This is a genomic window from Pseudomonas sp. TMW22091, from assembly GCF_022496705.1.
Taxonomy (GTDB): domain Bacteria; phylum Pseudomonadota; class Gammaproteobacteria; order Pseudomonadales; family Pseudomonadaceae; genus Aquipseudomonas; species Aquipseudomonas saxonica.
Genome location: NZ_SCFI01000001.1, coordinates 437,507 through 454,065, shown reverse-complemented (window position 1 = coordinate 454,065; position 16,559 = coordinate 437,507). Strand labels below are relative to the sequence as shown.

At 57.1% G+C, this 16,559-nt stretch carries 12 protein-coding genes; 7 read left to right on the top strand and 5 right to left on the bottom strand.

The window, feature by feature from the left end:
- Positions 1-7 precede the first annotated feature (7 nt).
- From tssI to EQV93_RS02045, 6 genes are all read left to right on the top strand, one after another.
- Positions 8-2,029 (top strand): type VI secretion system tip protein TssI/VgrG, encoded by a 2,022-nt coding sequence (gene tssI, locus EQV93_RS02070; protein WP_240890798.1) that lies wholly within the window; start codon positions 8-10, stop codon positions 2,027-2,029.
- Positions 2,026-2,874, top strand: a complete 849-nt coding sequence (locus EQV93_RS02065; RefSeq protein WP_240890797.1) for a DUF4123 domain-containing protein — start codon at positions 2,026-2,028, stop codon at positions 2,872-2,874. The genes tssI and EQV93_RS02065 overlap by 4 nt, the downstream gene beginning before the upstream one ends.
- Entirely contained in the window at positions 2,871-6,206 is a 3,336-nt protein-coding gene (locus tag EQV93_RS02060; RefSeq protein ID WP_240890796.1) for a toxin VasX, read from the top strand. Before EQV93_RS02065 ends, EQV93_RS02060 begins: the two co-directional genes overlap by 4 nt.
- Positions 6,203-7,162: a DUF6708 domain-containing protein gene (locus tag EQV93_RS02055; RefSeq protein WP_240890795.1), complete on the top strand. Its 960-nt coding sequence runs from the start codon at positions 6,203-6,205 to the stop codon at positions 7,160-7,162. The genes EQV93_RS02060 and EQV93_RS02055 overlap by 4 nt, the downstream gene beginning before the upstream one ends.
- Positions 7,159-8,118 carry a DUF6708 domain-containing protein gene (locus tag EQV93_RS02050; protein WP_240890794.1) on the top strand — a complete coding sequence of 320 codons (960 nt, stop codon included), beginning with the start codon at positions 7,159-7,161 and terminating at the stop codon, positions 8,116-8,118. Before EQV93_RS02055 ends, EQV93_RS02050 begins: the two co-directional genes overlap by 4 nt.
- Positions 8,119-8,222: 104 nt before the next feature.
- Positions 8,223-9,989 carry a DUF1302 domain-containing protein gene (locus tag EQV93_RS02045; RefSeq protein WP_240890793.1) on the top strand — a complete coding sequence of 589 codons (1,767 nt, stop codon included), beginning with the start codon at positions 8,223-8,225 and terminating at the stop codon, positions 9,987-9,989.
- Here the strand turns inward: EQV93_RS02045 and EQV93_RS02040 are convergent.
- The 5 genes from EQV93_RS02040 to EQV93_RS02020 form a co-directional block, all read right to left on the bottom strand.
- The gene (locus tag EQV93_RS02040; RefSeq protein ID WP_240890792.1) at positions 9,986-11,200 is read right to left on the bottom strand and encodes an MFS transporter; all 1,215 of its coding nucleotides are present in this window, start codon (positions 11,198-11,200) and stop codon (positions 9,986-9,988) included. The two genes, EQV93_RS02045 and EQV93_RS02040, sit on opposite strands and share 4 nt — an antisense overlap.
- A 59-nt stretch (positions 11,201-11,259) precedes the next feature.
- Positions 11,260-12,297 (bottom strand): heme-dependent oxidative N-demethylase family protein, encoded by a 1,038-nt coding sequence (locus EQV93_RS02035; RefSeq protein ID WP_122785755.1) that lies wholly within the window; start codon positions 12,295-12,297, stop codon positions 11,260-11,262.
- Positions 12,298-12,312: 15 nt separating this feature from the next.
- On the bottom strand, positions 12,313-13,281 hold the full coding sequence (locus EQV93_RS02030) for a PDR/VanB family oxidoreductase (protein ID WP_122785754.1): 969 nt from the start codon (positions 13,279-13,281) through the stop codon (positions 12,313-12,315).
- Complete coding sequence (locus tag EQV93_RS02025) at positions 13,278-13,883, bottom strand: dimethylamine monooxygenase subunit DmmA family protein (protein WP_122785753.1); 606 nt, start codon at positions 13,881-13,883, stop codon at positions 13,278-13,280. Before EQV93_RS02025 ends, EQV93_RS02030 begins: the two co-directional genes overlap by 4 nt.
- Before the next feature lie 223 nt (positions 13,884-14,106).
- A complete protein-coding gene (locus EQV93_RS02020) occupies positions 14,107-15,531 on the bottom strand; it encodes a gamma-aminobutyraldehyde dehydrogenase (protein ID WP_240890791.1) in 1,425 nt (474 codons plus the stop codon).
- 245 nt (positions 15,532-15,776) lie between these two features.
- On the opposite strand from EQV93_RS02020, the gene EQV93_RS02015 reads away from it, so the two are divergent.
- A complete protein-coding gene (locus tag EQV93_RS02015) occupies positions 15,777-16,532 on the top strand; it encodes a FadR/GntR family transcriptional regulator (protein WP_122785751.1) in 756 nt (251 codons plus the stop codon).
- The last annotated feature ends 27 nt before the right edge of the window (positions 16,533-16,559 follow it).

Genomic DNA, 16,559 nt, shown 5'->3' with positions numbered 1-16,559 from the left:
TCGACGGATGAACGCCCATCACCGTTTCAGCCTGACCGCACAGGCCAGCCCGCACCCGTTGGAGGTGCTGGCCTTCAGCGGTGACGAAGCCATCAGCACACCCTTTTCGTTTGCCGTTGAAGTGGTGTGTGAACGCCCTGATCTGGACCTTGAAGCGCTGCTGTACACCCCTGCATTTCTGGCCTTTGACACGCAAGGGCATGGCGTCCATGGGCAGATTTATAGCATTGTCAAAAGCAGTTCCGGCCCACGGCTGACCCACTATCGTCTGTCGCTTCGACCGCAGTTGGCCTATCTGCTCCACCGTACCAATCATCGTATTTTTCAGAACCAGACCGTGCAGCGCATCATCGAGACACTCCTCGAAGAGCACGGCATCTTCAGCATTGATTATGGTTTCACCCTGCAAGCCGCTTACGCGCCGCGTGAATACTGCGTGCAGTACGGTGAATCGGACCTGCACTTTATCCAGCGCCTGTGTTTTGAAGAGGGTATCCACTATCTCTTCAGGTATTCCCCCGACGGTCATTTTTTACAATTCGGCGATGGTGAGGCTGCGTTCACCCCTTCGCGGGGAGCAACCCCCTTCAAGCCTGATAACGCAATGGTAGCCGGCGAACCTTCTGTTCATAGTTTTCGCGTAAAACTGAGCCGGCGGTTCAACAGCGCCGTATCTCGCGACTACAACTTCAAGGTCGCCAGTCGTACGTTAGAGGCCGACAGTCGCGCCAACCTCCACGAACGGCCCCTTGAGGATTACACCTATCCCGGTGGTTTTACGGATCATGCTGACGGTGAGCGGCAGAGTCAGCTCGCTCTGGAGCGTCATCAAGCCGATCGTTGCGAAGGGCGTGGTGACAGCGATCAACCGACCCTGTGCAGCGGCCAGTTTCTGACCCTGACCGAGCACCCCAATCCGACCTTCAACGCGCCTTGGCTGCTGACCCATGTTCGCCATGAAGGCAAACAACCGCAGGTGTTGAAAGAGCAGGGCGGCGGTTCAGACATTGAGCATTTAATCGATTTTACCCAAGGCTACCGCAACCGTTTTCGGGGCATTCCCGAGACCGTTACCTACCGGTCGTCCACCGTTTTCGCCAAACCCGTGGTTGCGGGTTATCAGACGGCCCGCGTCACCGGGCCGACCGGCGAAGATATTCACACCGATGCGTTCGGCCGGGTGCGGGTCAAGTTTCACTGGGACCGCAGCGAGGTAAACAATGAGCACAGCAGCTGCTGGGTGCGCGTCGCCTCCAGTTGGGCGGGCGATTCCTATGGCGTCGTGATCACCCCGCGGGTGGGCATGGAAGTGATGATCAGCTATCTGGAAGGGGATGTTGACCGGCCCGTCGTCACCGGCTGCCTGGCGTCGAGCATCACCCCGACGCCGCTCACACTGCCAGCAGAAAACACCCAAAGCGTGTTGCGCAGCCGCAGTACGCCGGGCGGCAGCGGCCACAACGAGCTGCGCCTGCAAGACCGCAAAGGTCAGGAGTTGATCTATCTGCACGCCCAGCGAGACCTGCGGCAACACATCGAACACGACAGCCACCTGCACGTCGAAGGCAAGCGCGACGAAACCATCGAAGGCAACAGCCGGGTGGTGCTCGATGCCGAGGATCAGCAAACGGTCACCGGCGACCGCAAAACAATGATCAACGCCAGTGATTATCTGGACACCGCCCTCAACAGTCATACCCGCGTGGGTGCGGTATGGACGGTCGAGGCGGGTGAGCATATCCATCTCAATGCGGGGGCCATGATGACACTCGACGGCGGCTCCAGCTTGAGCCTCAAGGCGGGTGGCCAACACTTGTTGCTGACGCCTGCCGGGATACACAGCAGCACGCCGATTTTGCCGGGCGGGGTGCCCATCCCTGGCGTGCCAGTGGTGTCGGCGCTGGCCGGGTCGGTTGGGGTGATGACGGCGCTGGCATTAAAAAACCAACAACAGGCCTTCACCCAAGCCATCGCCAACCGTTCGCCGGTGTGCATGGTCTGCCAGACCCTTGAGGAGCGCCAGCCATGATGCACGCCTACCTGTTGCTCGACAGCCATCAAATTGAGGGTCTGCATGCGCAGTTGTATGCGCTGGCGCCCACCGCCACCCCTCACTCGCTGTATCTGATGACGCAATACGCGGCCATGGCTGCCATTGGCCCGGTAGTGGTAGGCGTTGAACGCGATAGTCAACTGGCTAACACCTTCTACGCGAACTGGCAGGAAAAGGCAGGCATCTGGCTGGAGTCCGATGCGGCTGAAGCGGACCTCATTGCGCATTTACGCAGCCTGATTCATGTGCAGCTGGACGGTGACGTCAGCGCGTTTTTCCGCTTTTACGATCCCGTGATCACACGCCTCTGGCTGCACGATTTACCTGTGGTTGAACGTGACCGGTTGATGGGGCCGGTGCGAGTGATTCGGTTGCCGGAGGCTGATGGCAGCACGCTCCTGATCAGTCAGCAAAACCCGGATCAGCCGACGAGTCGCTATGCACCAACGCCTTGGTTGAGGCTGAGCACACACACCCTGGAGCGCCTCTGTCAGGCACAGCGCAGTCAGTTTTTGCAACGCCTTGTGGACCATGTACAGCGCTATTTCCCTCACTGCCTGCACGACCTCCACCCCCGACAGCAGCAGGCGTGGGCCTTGGCGTGTCAGGCCAGCGCCGCGCGACATGGCTACAGCGCAGAAGACGAAGTGATGCTCTGGGCGAGTCTGTTCGCCACTTATGGCCAAGACTTCCCGCAGGGTGAGGGGCAGGAGATTTATCGCACCCTGCTGGCAGAGCGAGGCGTCACCCCACGACAACGTCTTGATCGTGTGCTGGACGAATTGACCCTGCGCGCCATCCCAAGAGAGCCCGCCCAATGAGCGAAATTAAACCTCTGCAAACCGTTACCCAACTGGCAGAGGCCAGACGCGCTGCCGCTGCGTGCGGTCATGTCGACATCAACAGCACCGTCCAGCAATGCCCGGCCAGCCAAGTGCAACTGTTTGTCGTGCCAGTACGCTATGCCCTCAGCGAAGAACCTGTGACCCATGCTGCCTTCCAGCCGGGCGTTGACACTCAAAGTCATCCCATGGCGGCGCGGTTGCTGCGCGTCGGTTTTATCTACGTGTGGCAGGGCAAGGGGCCGCTACAGCGGTATGCCGTGGCGGAGAACAATCGGTTGCGCAAACAGGCGCTGGACGACGATGACACCGTCGTGGTCGTGGGTGATTTGAGCGGTATTGCACTGGCCAAGCACCAGTCGGCGTGGATGCTGTACAGCGAAATCCCGCTTAAGCCCCAGCATTGCGAACACCTGAACGATCCAGAGGTTCGCGCCCGGCGCATGCGCTGCCTCGACTTGAGAACCGTCGCCAACACCCTGCAAGCGCCTCATTGTGTGCCCTTGCAAGACGCGGCACAGGTCATCGGCGAGTTGATACCCAAGACCTACGACCTGACCTTGGCGATGGATTTTCAGCGCGACCAACAGGCTTACCGTAGAAGCGTGGATGAGTTGGGTGATCAGCTATCCAAAAAGCACACCTCTGCCACGATCAAGTCCTACACCGATGCCGTGCGTTGGCTGAATGAACGAGAGCAAATAGCAGCGAACTATCCGCAGCTTTCCGAAGACGTCCCGCCACCGGGAGAGTGGAGTGCCCAAACATGGGCACCCACCGCCAGCAAAACGCTTATGGAAATTGCTCACGAACAATCGAGCGGTTTACACAGCGTACTGGCCTGCCTCGATGATGACCTGGGTGTGCTGCGCGACATCAATCATGAGCAGGAACTGGTCGAGTCCCGCCATGAACAGTGGCAAACCGATAACAACCTGCGCTTGAGCATTGGCGGGTTTGTGAGGAGTTTGATCACTGAGGACGGTGCAGAACTATCAGGACAGGTCAACTACCGCTACCGGGAGCATAACCTCGTCCTCACCGACGATCAGGGCAAGGCCATGCTGGCTGCCCATCACCGACTCGACGAACTGTTCAAGGAAGAAAGCAACATAAATCAAGCGCGGGGAGGCTACTACAGCCATAAACAAGCCAATGCTTTGCTACACAAAGTGCATGCCGAAGTGAAGGCGACAGTGGCCCCGTTGCGCAGTTTTATCCCGCCTCAATTGCACACCGAAATCGAAGCGGTGGTGCGTGATTATCGCGATGATAAAATCGCCAACCTCGAAAATCGCCATGCCAGCGACAAGGTTGAGGAATACATCAACTTGCCGGCGATGAACACCTGGCTCGACACCACAGCTCCAGCGCACTTTGCGAAGGTTCAGGAGCGTCACGAAAGCCTGTTTTCTGACCGTGGCCTTTACTTGCAACGCCATCACAGTGCGACATGGCAAGTTGATTACAGCGACCCCGATCACACCCAATGGCTGGATACACTGGCCGTGGCCTGCCTCAGTGGTCAATGCATCCGCACCCAGGGTGCCGAGCAATACGCTGACTATCTGCGCACTGCCGATGAAGGGGCGTTGCGCCAGTTGTTCTATAGCTGGAGCCCGACTCTCGAAGCGGCTGTTAACAGCAATACCCGCGCAACCGAACTGATCGCTGCCTTGGGAATGGAAAATCAGGCCAATGCCAAGCAAGCCATTATTAAGGTCCTGGGGGTGTTGAGCGAGCCAAGCGTCACCCGCCTTGGCGTTCGTGCGCAGGACAATCAAGGCAGTTGGGCCACTCTGGTCAAGCGGTTGGGGGCCGCGTTGCTGCTGCTTAAAGGTGAACACGGCAATGCGCCCGGTGGCTCATGGCTGGCAATACTGGTGGCGGCTCGGTTGGGGAGTGGCGTGGGGTTGCGTGCAGTCGAGGAAGGTGCCCTGCGCACGTGGGAGCTGTTTGGCAAAGCCGGGGAAGACATTACCCAATGGGCCAAAAAAACCGGCAATGCCATGGGGTCAGGGCAAGTGTCCAAAATCCTTAACTCCCAGGCGGTGAAGGGCAGCGGAGGGTTGGTGGCCTTGGCGGCGTTATTGCTCAATAGCTGGAATGCCCAGAAATACCTGTCGCAGGCAGAGGCACTGGAGGGGATGGATCGGCAGCGGATTAATGACACGGCATCTGCGACGTTGTATGCAGGGGCTGCGTTGGTGGCGGTTATTGATAATCAGATAAGGAGTAAGGTTGCGGATAGGGTGTTTACAGTTAAATTTTCGAGTAATAAATTATCTAGTTTTCCTTCTCTCACTCTTTTCGGTGCATTGATTGGAGGAATATCATCAATTGCTGCACTTAATGAATTTTATTCTCTCCAGCAGCAATTAGAAAATGCACATGGCAGTATAGATGTTTGGCTAGACCTGCGATATCACATAGTTGGAGGTCAAATAGCGACTTATGGTGCACAGGCATTATTAGGGATCTACTATACAGCACGCGCAGTTGCTGGAGCGATGGCAACTCAAGCTGCCATTACCGCTTATGCATTGTGGATGGGGCCACTAAATCTATTGATCGCTGTATTGGGTGTGTTGTATTTGATTGCATGGTACTTCCAGCAAACACCCATGCAAAAATTTCTCAACTCTTGTTGTTGGTCAAAGGCTCGGGCGAGTGATCTAAGTCCTATATCTGTTGAGAAGCAGCAAGATGAATTAAATAGGCTCTACGGTATTCTCTATACCCCGAGAGTCAGCTTTAAAGGGCGTGATGAACCCGTTGGTGCAAATAGCTATGTGGGAGTAAAGTTCACTACCTTTATCGACTCTCTGACCATTGATTTACCGGGAGCGGAACTCGGTAATGCGCACCTCGAAATCGCCATGATTGGTAATCCAGTGGATTCGCCGGCGATGTGGTCGCGTATCAAAAATGGTGAAGGTCGCCTGCGCGCGGAAGAACCTATGCAAACCCTGGGTGATCTGTGGATAAAGCACAGCCGATGTGAGTGGATCCCGTATACCCAAGGCCAGGGTTTACGTTTGACAGGTAATTTCTTAAAGGTTGTGCCGGGTGTCTTTGTCTCTCAGCCTTCAAAAGTGTCCTTGCGGTTGCGCTATCGCACGCCGTTGACTTCCCTGCTGGGGGCACTCAGCTATGTCGGTGGCGAACGAGGTGTAGCCTTTACAGTGAGCAGTTCATCAGGCGTTGTTGAACTTCGTAACGATCCAACTCCAGAACTGGATAGAGCGCCAAACTATGTTCTAGGCAATCAAGAGTTTTCGGTCCTCTGGCAGCAGGGGTTGAAAAAATGAGTTCTCCTGCGGCCGGAACGATTAAGAAAGTTGCTCTTTCTCAACAAGATTACTTGGCTCCCTTGCCAATTCCGACTGGGCAGAAACCAGTTGATATGGTCAACATGATATGGCGTAAGAATGATATTTATTTGGATGTGGGGAATGTCAATATAGGTGGCGCTGTAGCGGTTATGTGGTTTATGTCAATGTTTTATATTGGGTTTTATATGGTTTTTAAAACAATTGACCCGAAGGTCAGTAGTTTCATCCTGTGGAGTGGTCTAATTATTGTCGGTATCCCTGCACTCCTATTTATATACAGTATGATCCGCCCAACTCCATTACCTATTCGCTTCAACCGCCAACGCCGTGAAGTTTGTGTGCCTCGAGAAGAGGGTGAGTATTGGCTTGTGCCTTGGGAAACAGTCACCGCCGCAGCTTCGCAGCATTCTTCAGTTAGTCAGGCAGGCAAAACCACTTCGGGGATGCTATTCATTAGCTTTGATAACCCTGATCCTCTTGCATCCGAAGATAACAAGCACTGGATGTGGGGTTTTAACTGCGGCGGAAATGAAGCCTCGATGGCGACGTGGGAATGCATTCGCAGTTATATGGAAGTTGGGCCGCATGCTTTACCGAAAAGTAATGACTTCGAAAAATATCGTGCCACCCTTAAAGGGCGTGGGCTGTTATGGGGAACTTGCTGTGCTTCTGCCGAGGGTATTTGGCTGCACATACGCAAAGGTGAATTATGGGAAGCAATTTATTTAATAATATGCATTTTCCTGTTCGGCGCCCCTCTAATTTTTATGCTGCAAACCCGGAAACTCTCACCCCCACCCACCTTGGATTACCCCGAGATCATCGAATGGTCCAAACCCCTGCCCCCTGAGCAATGGGCCAAGCGTTCAGACGCTTTGGAAGCCGCAATTATTCAGCGCGACGCGGAATTGCTTGCGAGAGCACAGTCATGACTACAGAAGCCGCGGGCACTACAAAAAATAATTTATTTTCGCAGCAGGACTATTTAGCTCCGTTGCCCATTCCGACCGGCGAGAAACCGGTTGATATGGTCAACATGATATGGCGCAAGAACAATATTTATTTGGATATAGGGAATTTCAATATTGCTGGAGGCGTTGCGTCGATTTGGTTTTTGTCTTTGGTTTTCATAAGCCTTGGCACCTATATGGCAAGAATTTCTCCGCATGATGGTATTTACATTCTTTCAGGATTAGTTCTCTTTCTTGGACTGCCGACACTCATATTTATCTACAACCTGATCCGCCCAACCCCATTACCAATTCGCTTTAATCGCCAGCGCCGCGAAGTCTGCGTCCCCCGAGAAGATGGTGAGTATTGGATCGTGCCTTGGGAAACAGTCACCGCCGCAGCTTCCCAGCACTCTTCAGTCAGTCAGGCAGGCAAAACGACTTCGGGGATGCTGTTTATAAGCTTTGACAACCCCGACCCGCTTGCGCCCGAAGACAACAAGCACTGGATGTTGGGGTTTAACTGCGGCGGAAATGAAGCCTCGATGGCGACGTGGGAATGCATTCGCAGTTATATGGAAATTGGGCCGCATGTTTTACCGCAAAGTAATGACTTCGAAAAAAGTCGCGCCAGCCTTAAAGGGCGAGGCCTGTTATGGGGAACGTGCTGTGCCTATGTCGAGGATTTTTGGCTGCACTTACGCAAAGGTGAATTATGGGAGGCAACGTATTTGATACTGTGCATATTCCTGTTCGGCGGCCCCCTCATCTTCATGCTGCAAACCTGGAAACTCTCACCGCCACCCACATTGGATTACCCCGAGATCATCGAATGGTCCAAACCTCTGCCCCCTGAGCAATGGGCCAAGCGTTCAAACGCTTTGGAAGCCGCGATTATTCAGCGCGAAGCAGAATTGGCAGCCCGTCCCGCTTCTTGAATAAACCCGTCAGTCACGGACGAGCAGGCAGGCTGTGATCTTGTCTATTTCTGAGTTTGCTTCATCCTTGCGGGCTAATTGTGCGTGCCCACGGAGAAGTGTCGATGTCCTCAGTCAATCGGTTTTGGCGCCGAGCCAAGCTGCCACTGGCAGTCAGCCTCGTTTCGACCTTTGCCGGGCCTGCCTGGGCGTTGAGTTTCAATATCGGTGAGGTCGAAGCTCAGCTCGATTCTGAGCTGTCCATCGGTGCCAGTTGGTCCACTGCCAAGGCGGATCACAACCTGATTGGTGCCAATAATGGCGGCAAGGGTCAGTCGCAAATCTCCGATGACGGGCGGTTGAACTTCAAGCGCGGCGAAACTTTCTCCAAGCTGTTCGCCGGCATGCACGCGCTGGAGTTGAAGTACGGCGACAGCGGTGTGTATGTACGCGGCAAGTATTGGTACGATTTTGAGCTGCAAGACGACAGTCGACCTTTCAAGCAGATCAGTGACCGTGGCCGCAAAGCCTCCGCACAATCGGCGGGCGCTCAGTGGCTCGACGCTTTTGTGTATCACAATTACGCCATCGCCGATCAGCCCGGTGCCGTGCGTTTGGGCAAGCAAGTGGTCAATTGGGGCGAGGCCGCGTTTATCGGCGGCGGGATCAATGCGATCAACCCCACCGATGTGTCAGCCTATCGTCGCACCGGTACGGAATACAAAGACGGGCTGGTGCCGGTCAACCTGTTCTATCTGTCGCAAAACCTCACTGACAACCTGTCTGCCGAAGCGTTTTATCAACTGGATTGGGAGCAGTCCGAGGCTGATAACTGCGGCACGTTTTTCTCGCAGTCAGACGTGATGGCTGACGGCTGTAGCGGCAATTATCGGGTGATGAGCAAACGCTCGGCACTGGAAGTGGCGCAGTTGTCGACCCTGACCTCGGCAGGTGTCGAGGTTAACGAGGAGGGCGTGTTGGTGCGCCGTGGCGCTGATCGTGATGCGCGCAACGGCGGTCAGTTCGGTGTGGCCATGCACTACGTGTTCGAGCCTTTGGACACCGAGTTTGGCGCTTTTTTCATGAACTATCACAGCCGTGATCCTATTCTAAGCGGGCAGGCAGCGTCACAGTCGGCGTATAACGCGGCTATTGGGGCAGGTGCGCAGGCGCCGATGATTGTGGCGGGTAATTCCAGCTATTACGTCGAGTACCCCGAAGACATTCGGTTATACGGTCTGAGTTTCGCCACGACCTTATCCACAGGCACGCGCTGGAAAGGCGAGCTGAGTTACCGTCCCAATGCGCCCGTGCAGCTCAACAGTAATGATCTGCTCTATGCCAATGTCACGTTGCTGCCGGGGCTGGCGGATGCCTCACCCTTGAGCGTGACGCCCGGTGCGGACATACAAGGGTATCGGCGCAAGGAGGTCAGTCAGTTTCAGACCTCGCTGGCGCATACCTTCGACAATGGCATGGGCGCTGACCGTATGACCCTGATTGGCGAGGTGGGTATGACCCATGTGGCCGGGCTGGAAGGTAATTCCGAGCGGCGTTACGGGCGTGACCCGGTGTTTGGTTCGGCGGGCAATGACGGTTTTACCACGGCCAATTCCTGGGGGTATCGCGCCCGTGCCGTGTGGGAATACAACCATGTGTATCCCAGCCTGCGCCTCAAGCCCAATCTGGCGTGGTCCCACGATGTCAGCGGTTATTCACCCGGCCCGGAAAACACATTTGAGGAAGGCCGCAAGGCGGTCAGCGTGGGCGTTGATGCCGAGTACCAGAACACTTACACCAGCAGTCTGTCGTACACCAATTTCTTTGGTGGGCGTTACAGCACACTCAGCGACCGCGACTTTATGGCGCTGAGTGTGGGCATCAAGTTTTAAACCGCCGGTTGAGGCGCCAGACCGAGGTCAGGAGACGCTTGCTCACGACGAACACTGTTCAGCGGCACAATCACCAGCAGCAAGGTCAGCAGTACGGTGACCGCAATGCCCCACGCGGCCAGGGTCAGGCCACCGATGGAAATCAACCCGCCGGAAATGGCCGGGCCGACGGCCAGACCCAGGCTCAGGAAGCTGCTGGCGGCAGCCACTACACGGCCTTCGCGGTCCAGCGCGGCGGCGAGTGCGGTGAGGTAGCTCAAGGCGTAGAAGTAAGTGATGCAGATGGTCATCACGCCGACGGTGTAGAGCATTTTCGAGTGCTCACCCAAGACATAGCTCAGGCTGGTGCCGCCGGTCAGCAGGATGGCCAGAATCACTGGGGTGCTGAGACCGAAACGCTTGCCGATCAGGGCGGCCAGTAATGGGCCGATCAGGCCGACGAAGGACTGGAAGGACAGCAAAATGCCGACTTCATCGCCGCTGTAGCCGACCATCGTGCCGATGCGCTCGACAAAGGCCCAGCCCATGGTGTCGCGGGCCTGAAACACAAACATGGCGAGCATCATGCAAATGGCCGGCAGGCTCAGCAGCACATTGCCCGCAGGTTTGATGCTGTGCAGGCGTGGCTCGATTACATCCTTCGGCGCGTACTGGGGCATAAACGGAATGGCCACCAACATGATCGCCATGGTGCCCGCCATTGCGTAGTACAGACCCGGCAAGCCGTAGGCGGCCATGACTTTGGCGTAGCCGAGCATCACCACAATCATCAGCAGTACTGACAGCACGTTCATGTGCCCGGCAATCCGGTCAGGTTGTTTGGCGCTGGCCACGCAGGCGTTACCGCAGGCCAAGGCCAAACCGGCACCGATACCGGCAATGCAACGCACGGCCGCCAGGGCGTAAATGTCAGTCATGCTGGCGCTGATCAGGTTGGCGGCGATCGCCAATAGGGTGCCCGCGATGGCCAGCGTGCGGCGCGGCGCACGGCCCATAAATGGGGCGACCAGCAAAGACGCCAGCATGGTGAAGATAAATTCGGCCGACATCAGGATGCCGGCGTGAGCCTCATTCAAATGGAGGTCATTAATGATCGCACTGATCAAAAAGGGCAGCGCCCAAAGGCCAAGCAGACCGACGCCGTAGGCAGAACCTGCGGCGGAGAACACCAGACTCCAGCTCTCGGGCAGGACGTTTCGTATTGTTTTCATGGGGTGATCCCTAGGTTTAAAAAAAGCGCGCCTGAACAGGCGCGCTACAGGTACAAACGTTATTGCTGGCTTTCGTCAACCGGCGTGCCGTCGTCGTACTGCGACAGCCACGTCACCATGGCATCGCGGTAACGGGTAAAGCCTTTGTAGTCCACCAGTTCCTGATCCAGATCGCGGATCACCCGGTGCATGCGTTTGGCCCATTGCGGGGCGAATTCTGCCAGTTGCGCGAGGCTCACCAGATAGGTACGCACCGGAAACAACACGGCGTTGCTGCGCGGCAGGCGGTGCAGCGGTTGCAGTTCGACGCGCAGGTTGACCAGCTCGCCGGCGTTTTCGGCGGTGACGATGGTGCGATCCGGCGCCCAGTCCGGCAAGGTTTCAGCCGATGTTTCAAGGCGCGGGTTAACCGTGATCGACCAGTTGGTGCGGCGCACCGGGTGACCGGGTTGCAGGCGCAGCAGGAACTTCAGGGCGCGTTGCAGGATGCCCATCTCATGCAGCTTTGGCACCGGGCCATGAAACTCCATAAAGCTCATGCCCAGGTTGAAACGCAACGAGTAGTCCGCTCGCTGAGTGGCCATGCCTGCGCCCATGATCAGGGTTTCGTCGCGCTCTTCGAGCAGGATGAATTCGCCCTGGGCCTGACGGGTGATGTATTCCATCGGTTCCATCGGCAAGGTGCTGGTGTCACCGAAGGTAAAGGTCTGATTAATTTGCAGCGGGCGGTTGATCCAGTGCCACTGGCTGCCGTTTTTCTCCAGGGTGAAGTGCTCTGGGAAGTCACGGGAGTAGGACTCCATCAGCAACTCCAGCAAGTCCCATTGGGCTTCCATCATGTGCGGCAGCGCGGCGTAGTGAACACCGGGCTCGTTCTCCAGCGTCTGGGCGCGATGATGGCACTCGGAGATGTAATGTTCGTCGATGTCGAATTGGGCGCGCAGGGCTCCTTGGCCGAATGGCACATGCGGTTCGACGTTCATCGAGTACATGTACTGGTCTTCCGGGTACGGGAAGGGCAGGCGCGTGACCGCTTCGCGGCTGTTGCTGTAGGTGTAGTCGCCGGAATAGGTTTCGATTGGCTTGAAAGCAGTCATCTTTGAGTTCCTGAATTAGAGGTCTACGACCAGGCGGCTACACGTGGCGCGGGACACGCACGGCATAAATTTGCGCTGGCTGAGTTTGTCTTCTTCGCTGAGCCAGTCGTCGCGATGATCCAGTTCGCCTTCAAGCTCCAGCACTTCGGTTTCGCAGTAACCGCAGGCACCGCCACGGCACAGGTACGGCACCTGATAACCGGCCTGTTCGGCTGCTTCCAGCAACGATTGATCGGGCGGCACTTCCAGCGTCACGCCTTGACGCGCCAGGGTGACGGTGAACGGCTGGCCGTTGGAGCCTTGTTCGACGAAGCGCTCGAAGTGCACATGGCTGTCAGTCCAGCCCAGTGCGCGGGCGCTGGCCAGGGTGTCGTCGATCATGCTGTCGGGGCCGCACGCATATACGTGGCTGCCCAGCGGGCGGTCGGTGAGGATCTGGCGAATGTTCATGCGCGGGCCTTCACCCGGCACGTACAGTGTGACCTTCTCGCCGTAGCGCGCTTTTAATTCGTGGCCCAGTGCGGTGTGCTCCGGGCCGCGAACCGCCAGGTGCAGTTCGAAATCGGCCTGTTTGAGCAGCAGTTCTTCGAGCTGCGAATAGACCGGTGTGATGCCCACACCGCCCGCGATAAACACATGCTGGCGCGCATGTTTGGCCAGCGGGAATAGGTTGGCAGGTTGCAGTATTTGAATCAGGTCGCCTTCGTTCAACTGGTCATGCAGGTAGCGCGAGCCACCCCGACCTTCACTGACTCGGCGTACGGCGATCTGGTAGGCGCTGGAGTCATACGGTGAGTTCATCAGCGAGTAGGCGTTGCGCAGGGTTTTCTCGCCATTAGGCACCAGCACCACCACATGGCTGCCGCCGGAAAACGCCGGCAAGTGTTTGCCGTCCGGGTCGACCAGGGTGAAGCGGGTAATTTCCGGGGTCATGGCCTCAATGCGGGCAACCCGCACGCTGAGTGTTCCGTTATGCGTACTCATGTGTCCAGCTCCTCGGCAGGGGGCAGTTCGCCCGGTACTTCGCCATCGGCCTTGATGCCTTGAAACGCCGCCAGGCGGCGTGAGTAATGATCGCGTACGACCAGATTGAGCTGGCAACCGGGGCAGGTGAACAGGCGTTGGGTTACGTTTTCGGTGTAGGTGTCGCAGTGCACGCACCAGACGCGGCGTACCAGAGTGCCGCTGTGTTCGCGCAGCACTTCGTCACGGTTCAGGTCCACCGCGTTGGCGGCTTGCATCGCTGTGCCGATAAAGCTCTCTGAGCCGCTGAGGTACAGGCGGGTGCCCATGTGGGCGTTGCCCAGCCACGTATGCAAGGCTTTAAGCAGCTGTTGATTGCTGGCAAAAACGTGCAAATCGTCGGCGGCGCTGTGTTTCAGCGCGCTGAGGTGGTTGTGCCCGGAAAACGATTCGGTGGAGTAGAGCAACGTGCTGTTCTGGCGCTGGCTCGGGGTCATTTCCTCAATCAGCCGCAGCATGGCCGTACCGCCGCTGCCCTGACCTGCGATCAGGTGGCGCAGGCCTCCCTCCATGGGGCGCAGCACGTCATAGACGGGGCGGCTTTTAATGCCGGTGATAAGCATGGTTACACACCTCTTAATACGTTACCGCCACGGTGCCGTTCGGTAACAAAGGATGGCGGCTTCAAGTTCATGCCAAATACAAAGCAGAACCTATGCCATATTTCATCTTGTTTTATATGTTTTAGTATCAAGGCCAAAATCTGGCCCTTTTGCTCGCTTGCTGCGGCCACTTATTGCTCTGTAAAGGTGCGCTAAGTGGCTGCGTGCTCGAACAGGGTGCGAATCAGTGCTTGAACATCACATGGCGGACGCAGGTGTAGTCTTCCAGTCCGTACATGGACATGTCCTTGCCATAGCCAGATTGTTTCATGCCGCCGTGGGGCATTTCGCTGACGAGCATGAAGTGCGTGTTTACCCAAGTGCAGCCATATTGCAGGCGCGAGGCGAGGCGATTGGCGCGCCCCACATCTTGTGTCCAGACCGAAGACGCCAGGCCGTAATCCGAGTCGTTGGCGAACGCCAGGGCTTGGGCTTCGTCCGTAAACGGGGTGATCGTCACCACTGGGCCAAAGACTTCGCGCTGGACGATTTCATCGTCCTGGCGGGCGTCGGCCAGCACCGTGGGCTCAAAGAAAAAGCCCGGCCCTTCGACGCGGTTGCCGCCGGTGATGACGCGGATGTGCGGCTGAGCCTTGGCCCGCTCCACAAAGCCTGCGACCCGCTCCAAGTGGTCGCGGGTAATCAAAGGGCCGAGTTCGGTGTCGGGATCGTCCTGTAAGCCATGGCGAATGGTGCCTACAGCAGCACCCAGTTTTGCAACGAATTGCTCGTAAACGCCTTCTTGCACATAGAGGCGGCATGCGGCGGTGCAGTCCTGGCCCGCGTTGTAAAAACCGAAGGCGCGGATGCCTTCAACGGCGGCGTCGATGTCGGCATCGTTGAAAATCAGTACGGGCGCTTTGCCGCCCAATTCCATATGGGTGCGTTTTACGCTGCTGGCGGTGGCGCCGATGATGCGCGCGCCGGTGGCCACTGAGCCGGTCAGGGAGACCAATCGCACCTTGGGGTGAGTGACCAGCGGCTCGCCAACGCTCGGCCCGCGACCGAACAAAATGTTGACCACGCCTGCAGGGAACAGCTCGGCGATGATTTCAGCCAGTTTCAAAGCGCTGAGCGGAGTCTGTTCCGAGGGTTTAAGCACAACGCAGTTACCGGCGGCCAGTGCAGGCGCGAGTTTCCAGGCGACCATCATGAGCGGGTAATTCCAGGGTGCGATAGAGGCCACAACGCCCAGCGGATCGCGGCGAATCATTGACGTGTGCCCTGGCAGGTATTCACCGCCAGCCGAGCCGGACATGCAGCGGCTGGCGCCGGCGAAGAAGCGAAATACATCAGCAATGGCGGGGATTTCGTCATTCAGCGCGGCCTGAAAAGGCTTGCCGCAGTTGAGTGACTCCAGGCGGGCCAGGGTTTCTGCCTGCTCCTCGATTCGATCAGCCAGCTTGAGCAGTAACTGCGCGCGGTCTTTGGGGGCCGTTTGTGCCCAGCCTTCAAATGCTTGGTCGGCGGCGAGGACGGCAGCTTCGACCTGGCGCGTGCTGGCTTCGGCAATGTCCACCAGCACAGTGCCCAGCGACGGGTTGTAAACAGGTTGGCAAGTGCCTTCGCCGTCGACCAGCTGGCCGTTGATCAGAAGTTTGGTTTGCATGGCGTATCCCTTGGTCAGCGTGCGGGTGGAAAGTCGCAAAGAGCAGAAGATGCCCGTGACGTTACATCGTAGGCATCTTAAACATATGGAAACATATCTTAAAGTTTGTCGCGTGTGCAAGCCGTGCTGATATTTCGCCTATCAGGGGGGCTTTAATCGCTATAAGATACGAATCCGAACCTTTAAATGCCTCTTTGCCCCACAAGGGCGGCAGTTACCTGCAAGTCGAGGAATGTGGAGAACCGATGAGTGCCCTGAATACAGCCCGCAGTACCGCCTTTATACGGTTGCGCCAGGAAGGCCGTACCGATGAGGTCGCGAGGCGGCTGGTGGAAGCGATTGAACTGGGATTGTTCGCCGAAGGGCAGCAACTGCCCAGCGAGAGTGAGCTTGCACTGCAACTGGGTGTCGCGACGGTCACCTTGCGTGAAGCTCTAGTGGTGCTGCGCCAGCGCGGATTGATCGAGACCCGGCGCGGGCGCAATGGCGGCAGTTTTGTCTGTGCGCCGGTGGAGTTGCCCGAAGCCCTGTTGTTGCAACGTCTTAAAGACATCAGCGGCCCGGACTTGCGCGATTTGGGCGATGAACACATGGCCATTTCCGGGACTGCGGCACGCTTGGCCGCGCAACGCAGTTCACCCGAGCACCATGCCCGTATCGCTCAGCACATTGATGCCTTGCACCATGCCAAGACGCGGCAGGCACGGCACCGTGCAGACGCACGCTTTCACATTGAAGTGGCCGCCGCCGCGCAATCGCTGAGGCTGACCAACGCCGAAATGCGTTTGCAATCAGAAGTGGGCGAGCTGCTGTGGCTGGACGCGATTGGCGGCAATGACGTGACGCTGGTCGAGCAGGAGCACCGGGCGATCCTGCAAGCGTTGGTCAATAACGATGTGGTATTGGCCGGTGCGCTGGCAGAGGCTCATGTCGTGCGCGGCATTAAACGCCTGATCGGCCTGCGTCTGGAGCTGCTGGCCGCAGGCGATGAAACCGCGTGAGTCTGGCGTGGTTATTGCGTGAATGTT

Bases quoted from the DNA above. Each gene is read 5' to 3' on its own strand.
- EQV93_RS02030 (WP_122785754.1), bottom strand. From the start codon at position 13,281: ATGAGTACGCATAACGGAACACTCAGCGTGCGGGTTGCCCGCATTGAG.
- EQV93_RS02065 (WP_240890797.1), top strand. From the start codon at position 2,026: ATGATGCACGCCTACCTGTTGCTCGACAGCCATCAAATTGAGGGTCTG.
- EQV93_RS02040 (WP_240890792.1), bottom strand. From the start codon at position 11,200: ATGAAAACAATACGAAACGTCCTGCCCGAGAGCTGGAGTCTGGTGTTC.
- EQV93_RS02015 (WP_122785751.1), top strand. From the start codon at position 15,777: ATGAGTGCCCTGAATACAGCCCGCAGTACCGCCTTTATACGGTTGCGC.
- EQV93_RS02050 (WP_240890794.1), top strand. From the start codon at position 7,159: ATGACTACAGAAGCCGCGGGCACTACAAAAAATAATTTATTTTCGCAG.
- EQV93_RS02025 (WP_122785753.1), bottom strand. From the start codon at position 13,883: ATGCTTATCACCGGCATTAAAAGCCGCCCCGTCTATGACGTGCTGCGC.
- EQV93_RS02060 (WP_240890796.1), top strand. From the start codon at position 2,871: ATGAGCGAAATTAAACCTCTGCAAACCGTTACCCAACTGGCAGAGGCC.
- EQV93_RS02035 (WP_122785755.1), bottom strand. From the start codon at position 12,297: ATGACTGCTTTCAAGCCAATCGAAACCTATTCCGGCGACTACACCTAC.
- EQV93_RS02020 (WP_240890791.1), bottom strand. From the start codon at position 15,531: ATGCAAACCAAACTTCTGATCAACGGCCAGCTGGTCGACGGCGAAGGC.
- EQV93_RS02055 (WP_240890795.1), top strand. From the start codon at position 6,203: ATGAGTTCTCCTGCGGCCGGAACGATTAAGAAAGTTGCTCTTTCTCAA.
- tssI (WP_240890798.1), top strand. From the start codon at position 8: ATGAACGCCCATCACCGTTTCAGCCTGACCGCACAGGCCAGCCCGCAC.
- EQV93_RS02045 (WP_240890793.1), top strand. From the start codon at position 8,223: ATGTCCTCAGTCAATCGGTTTTGGCGCCGAGCCAAGCTGCCACTGGCA.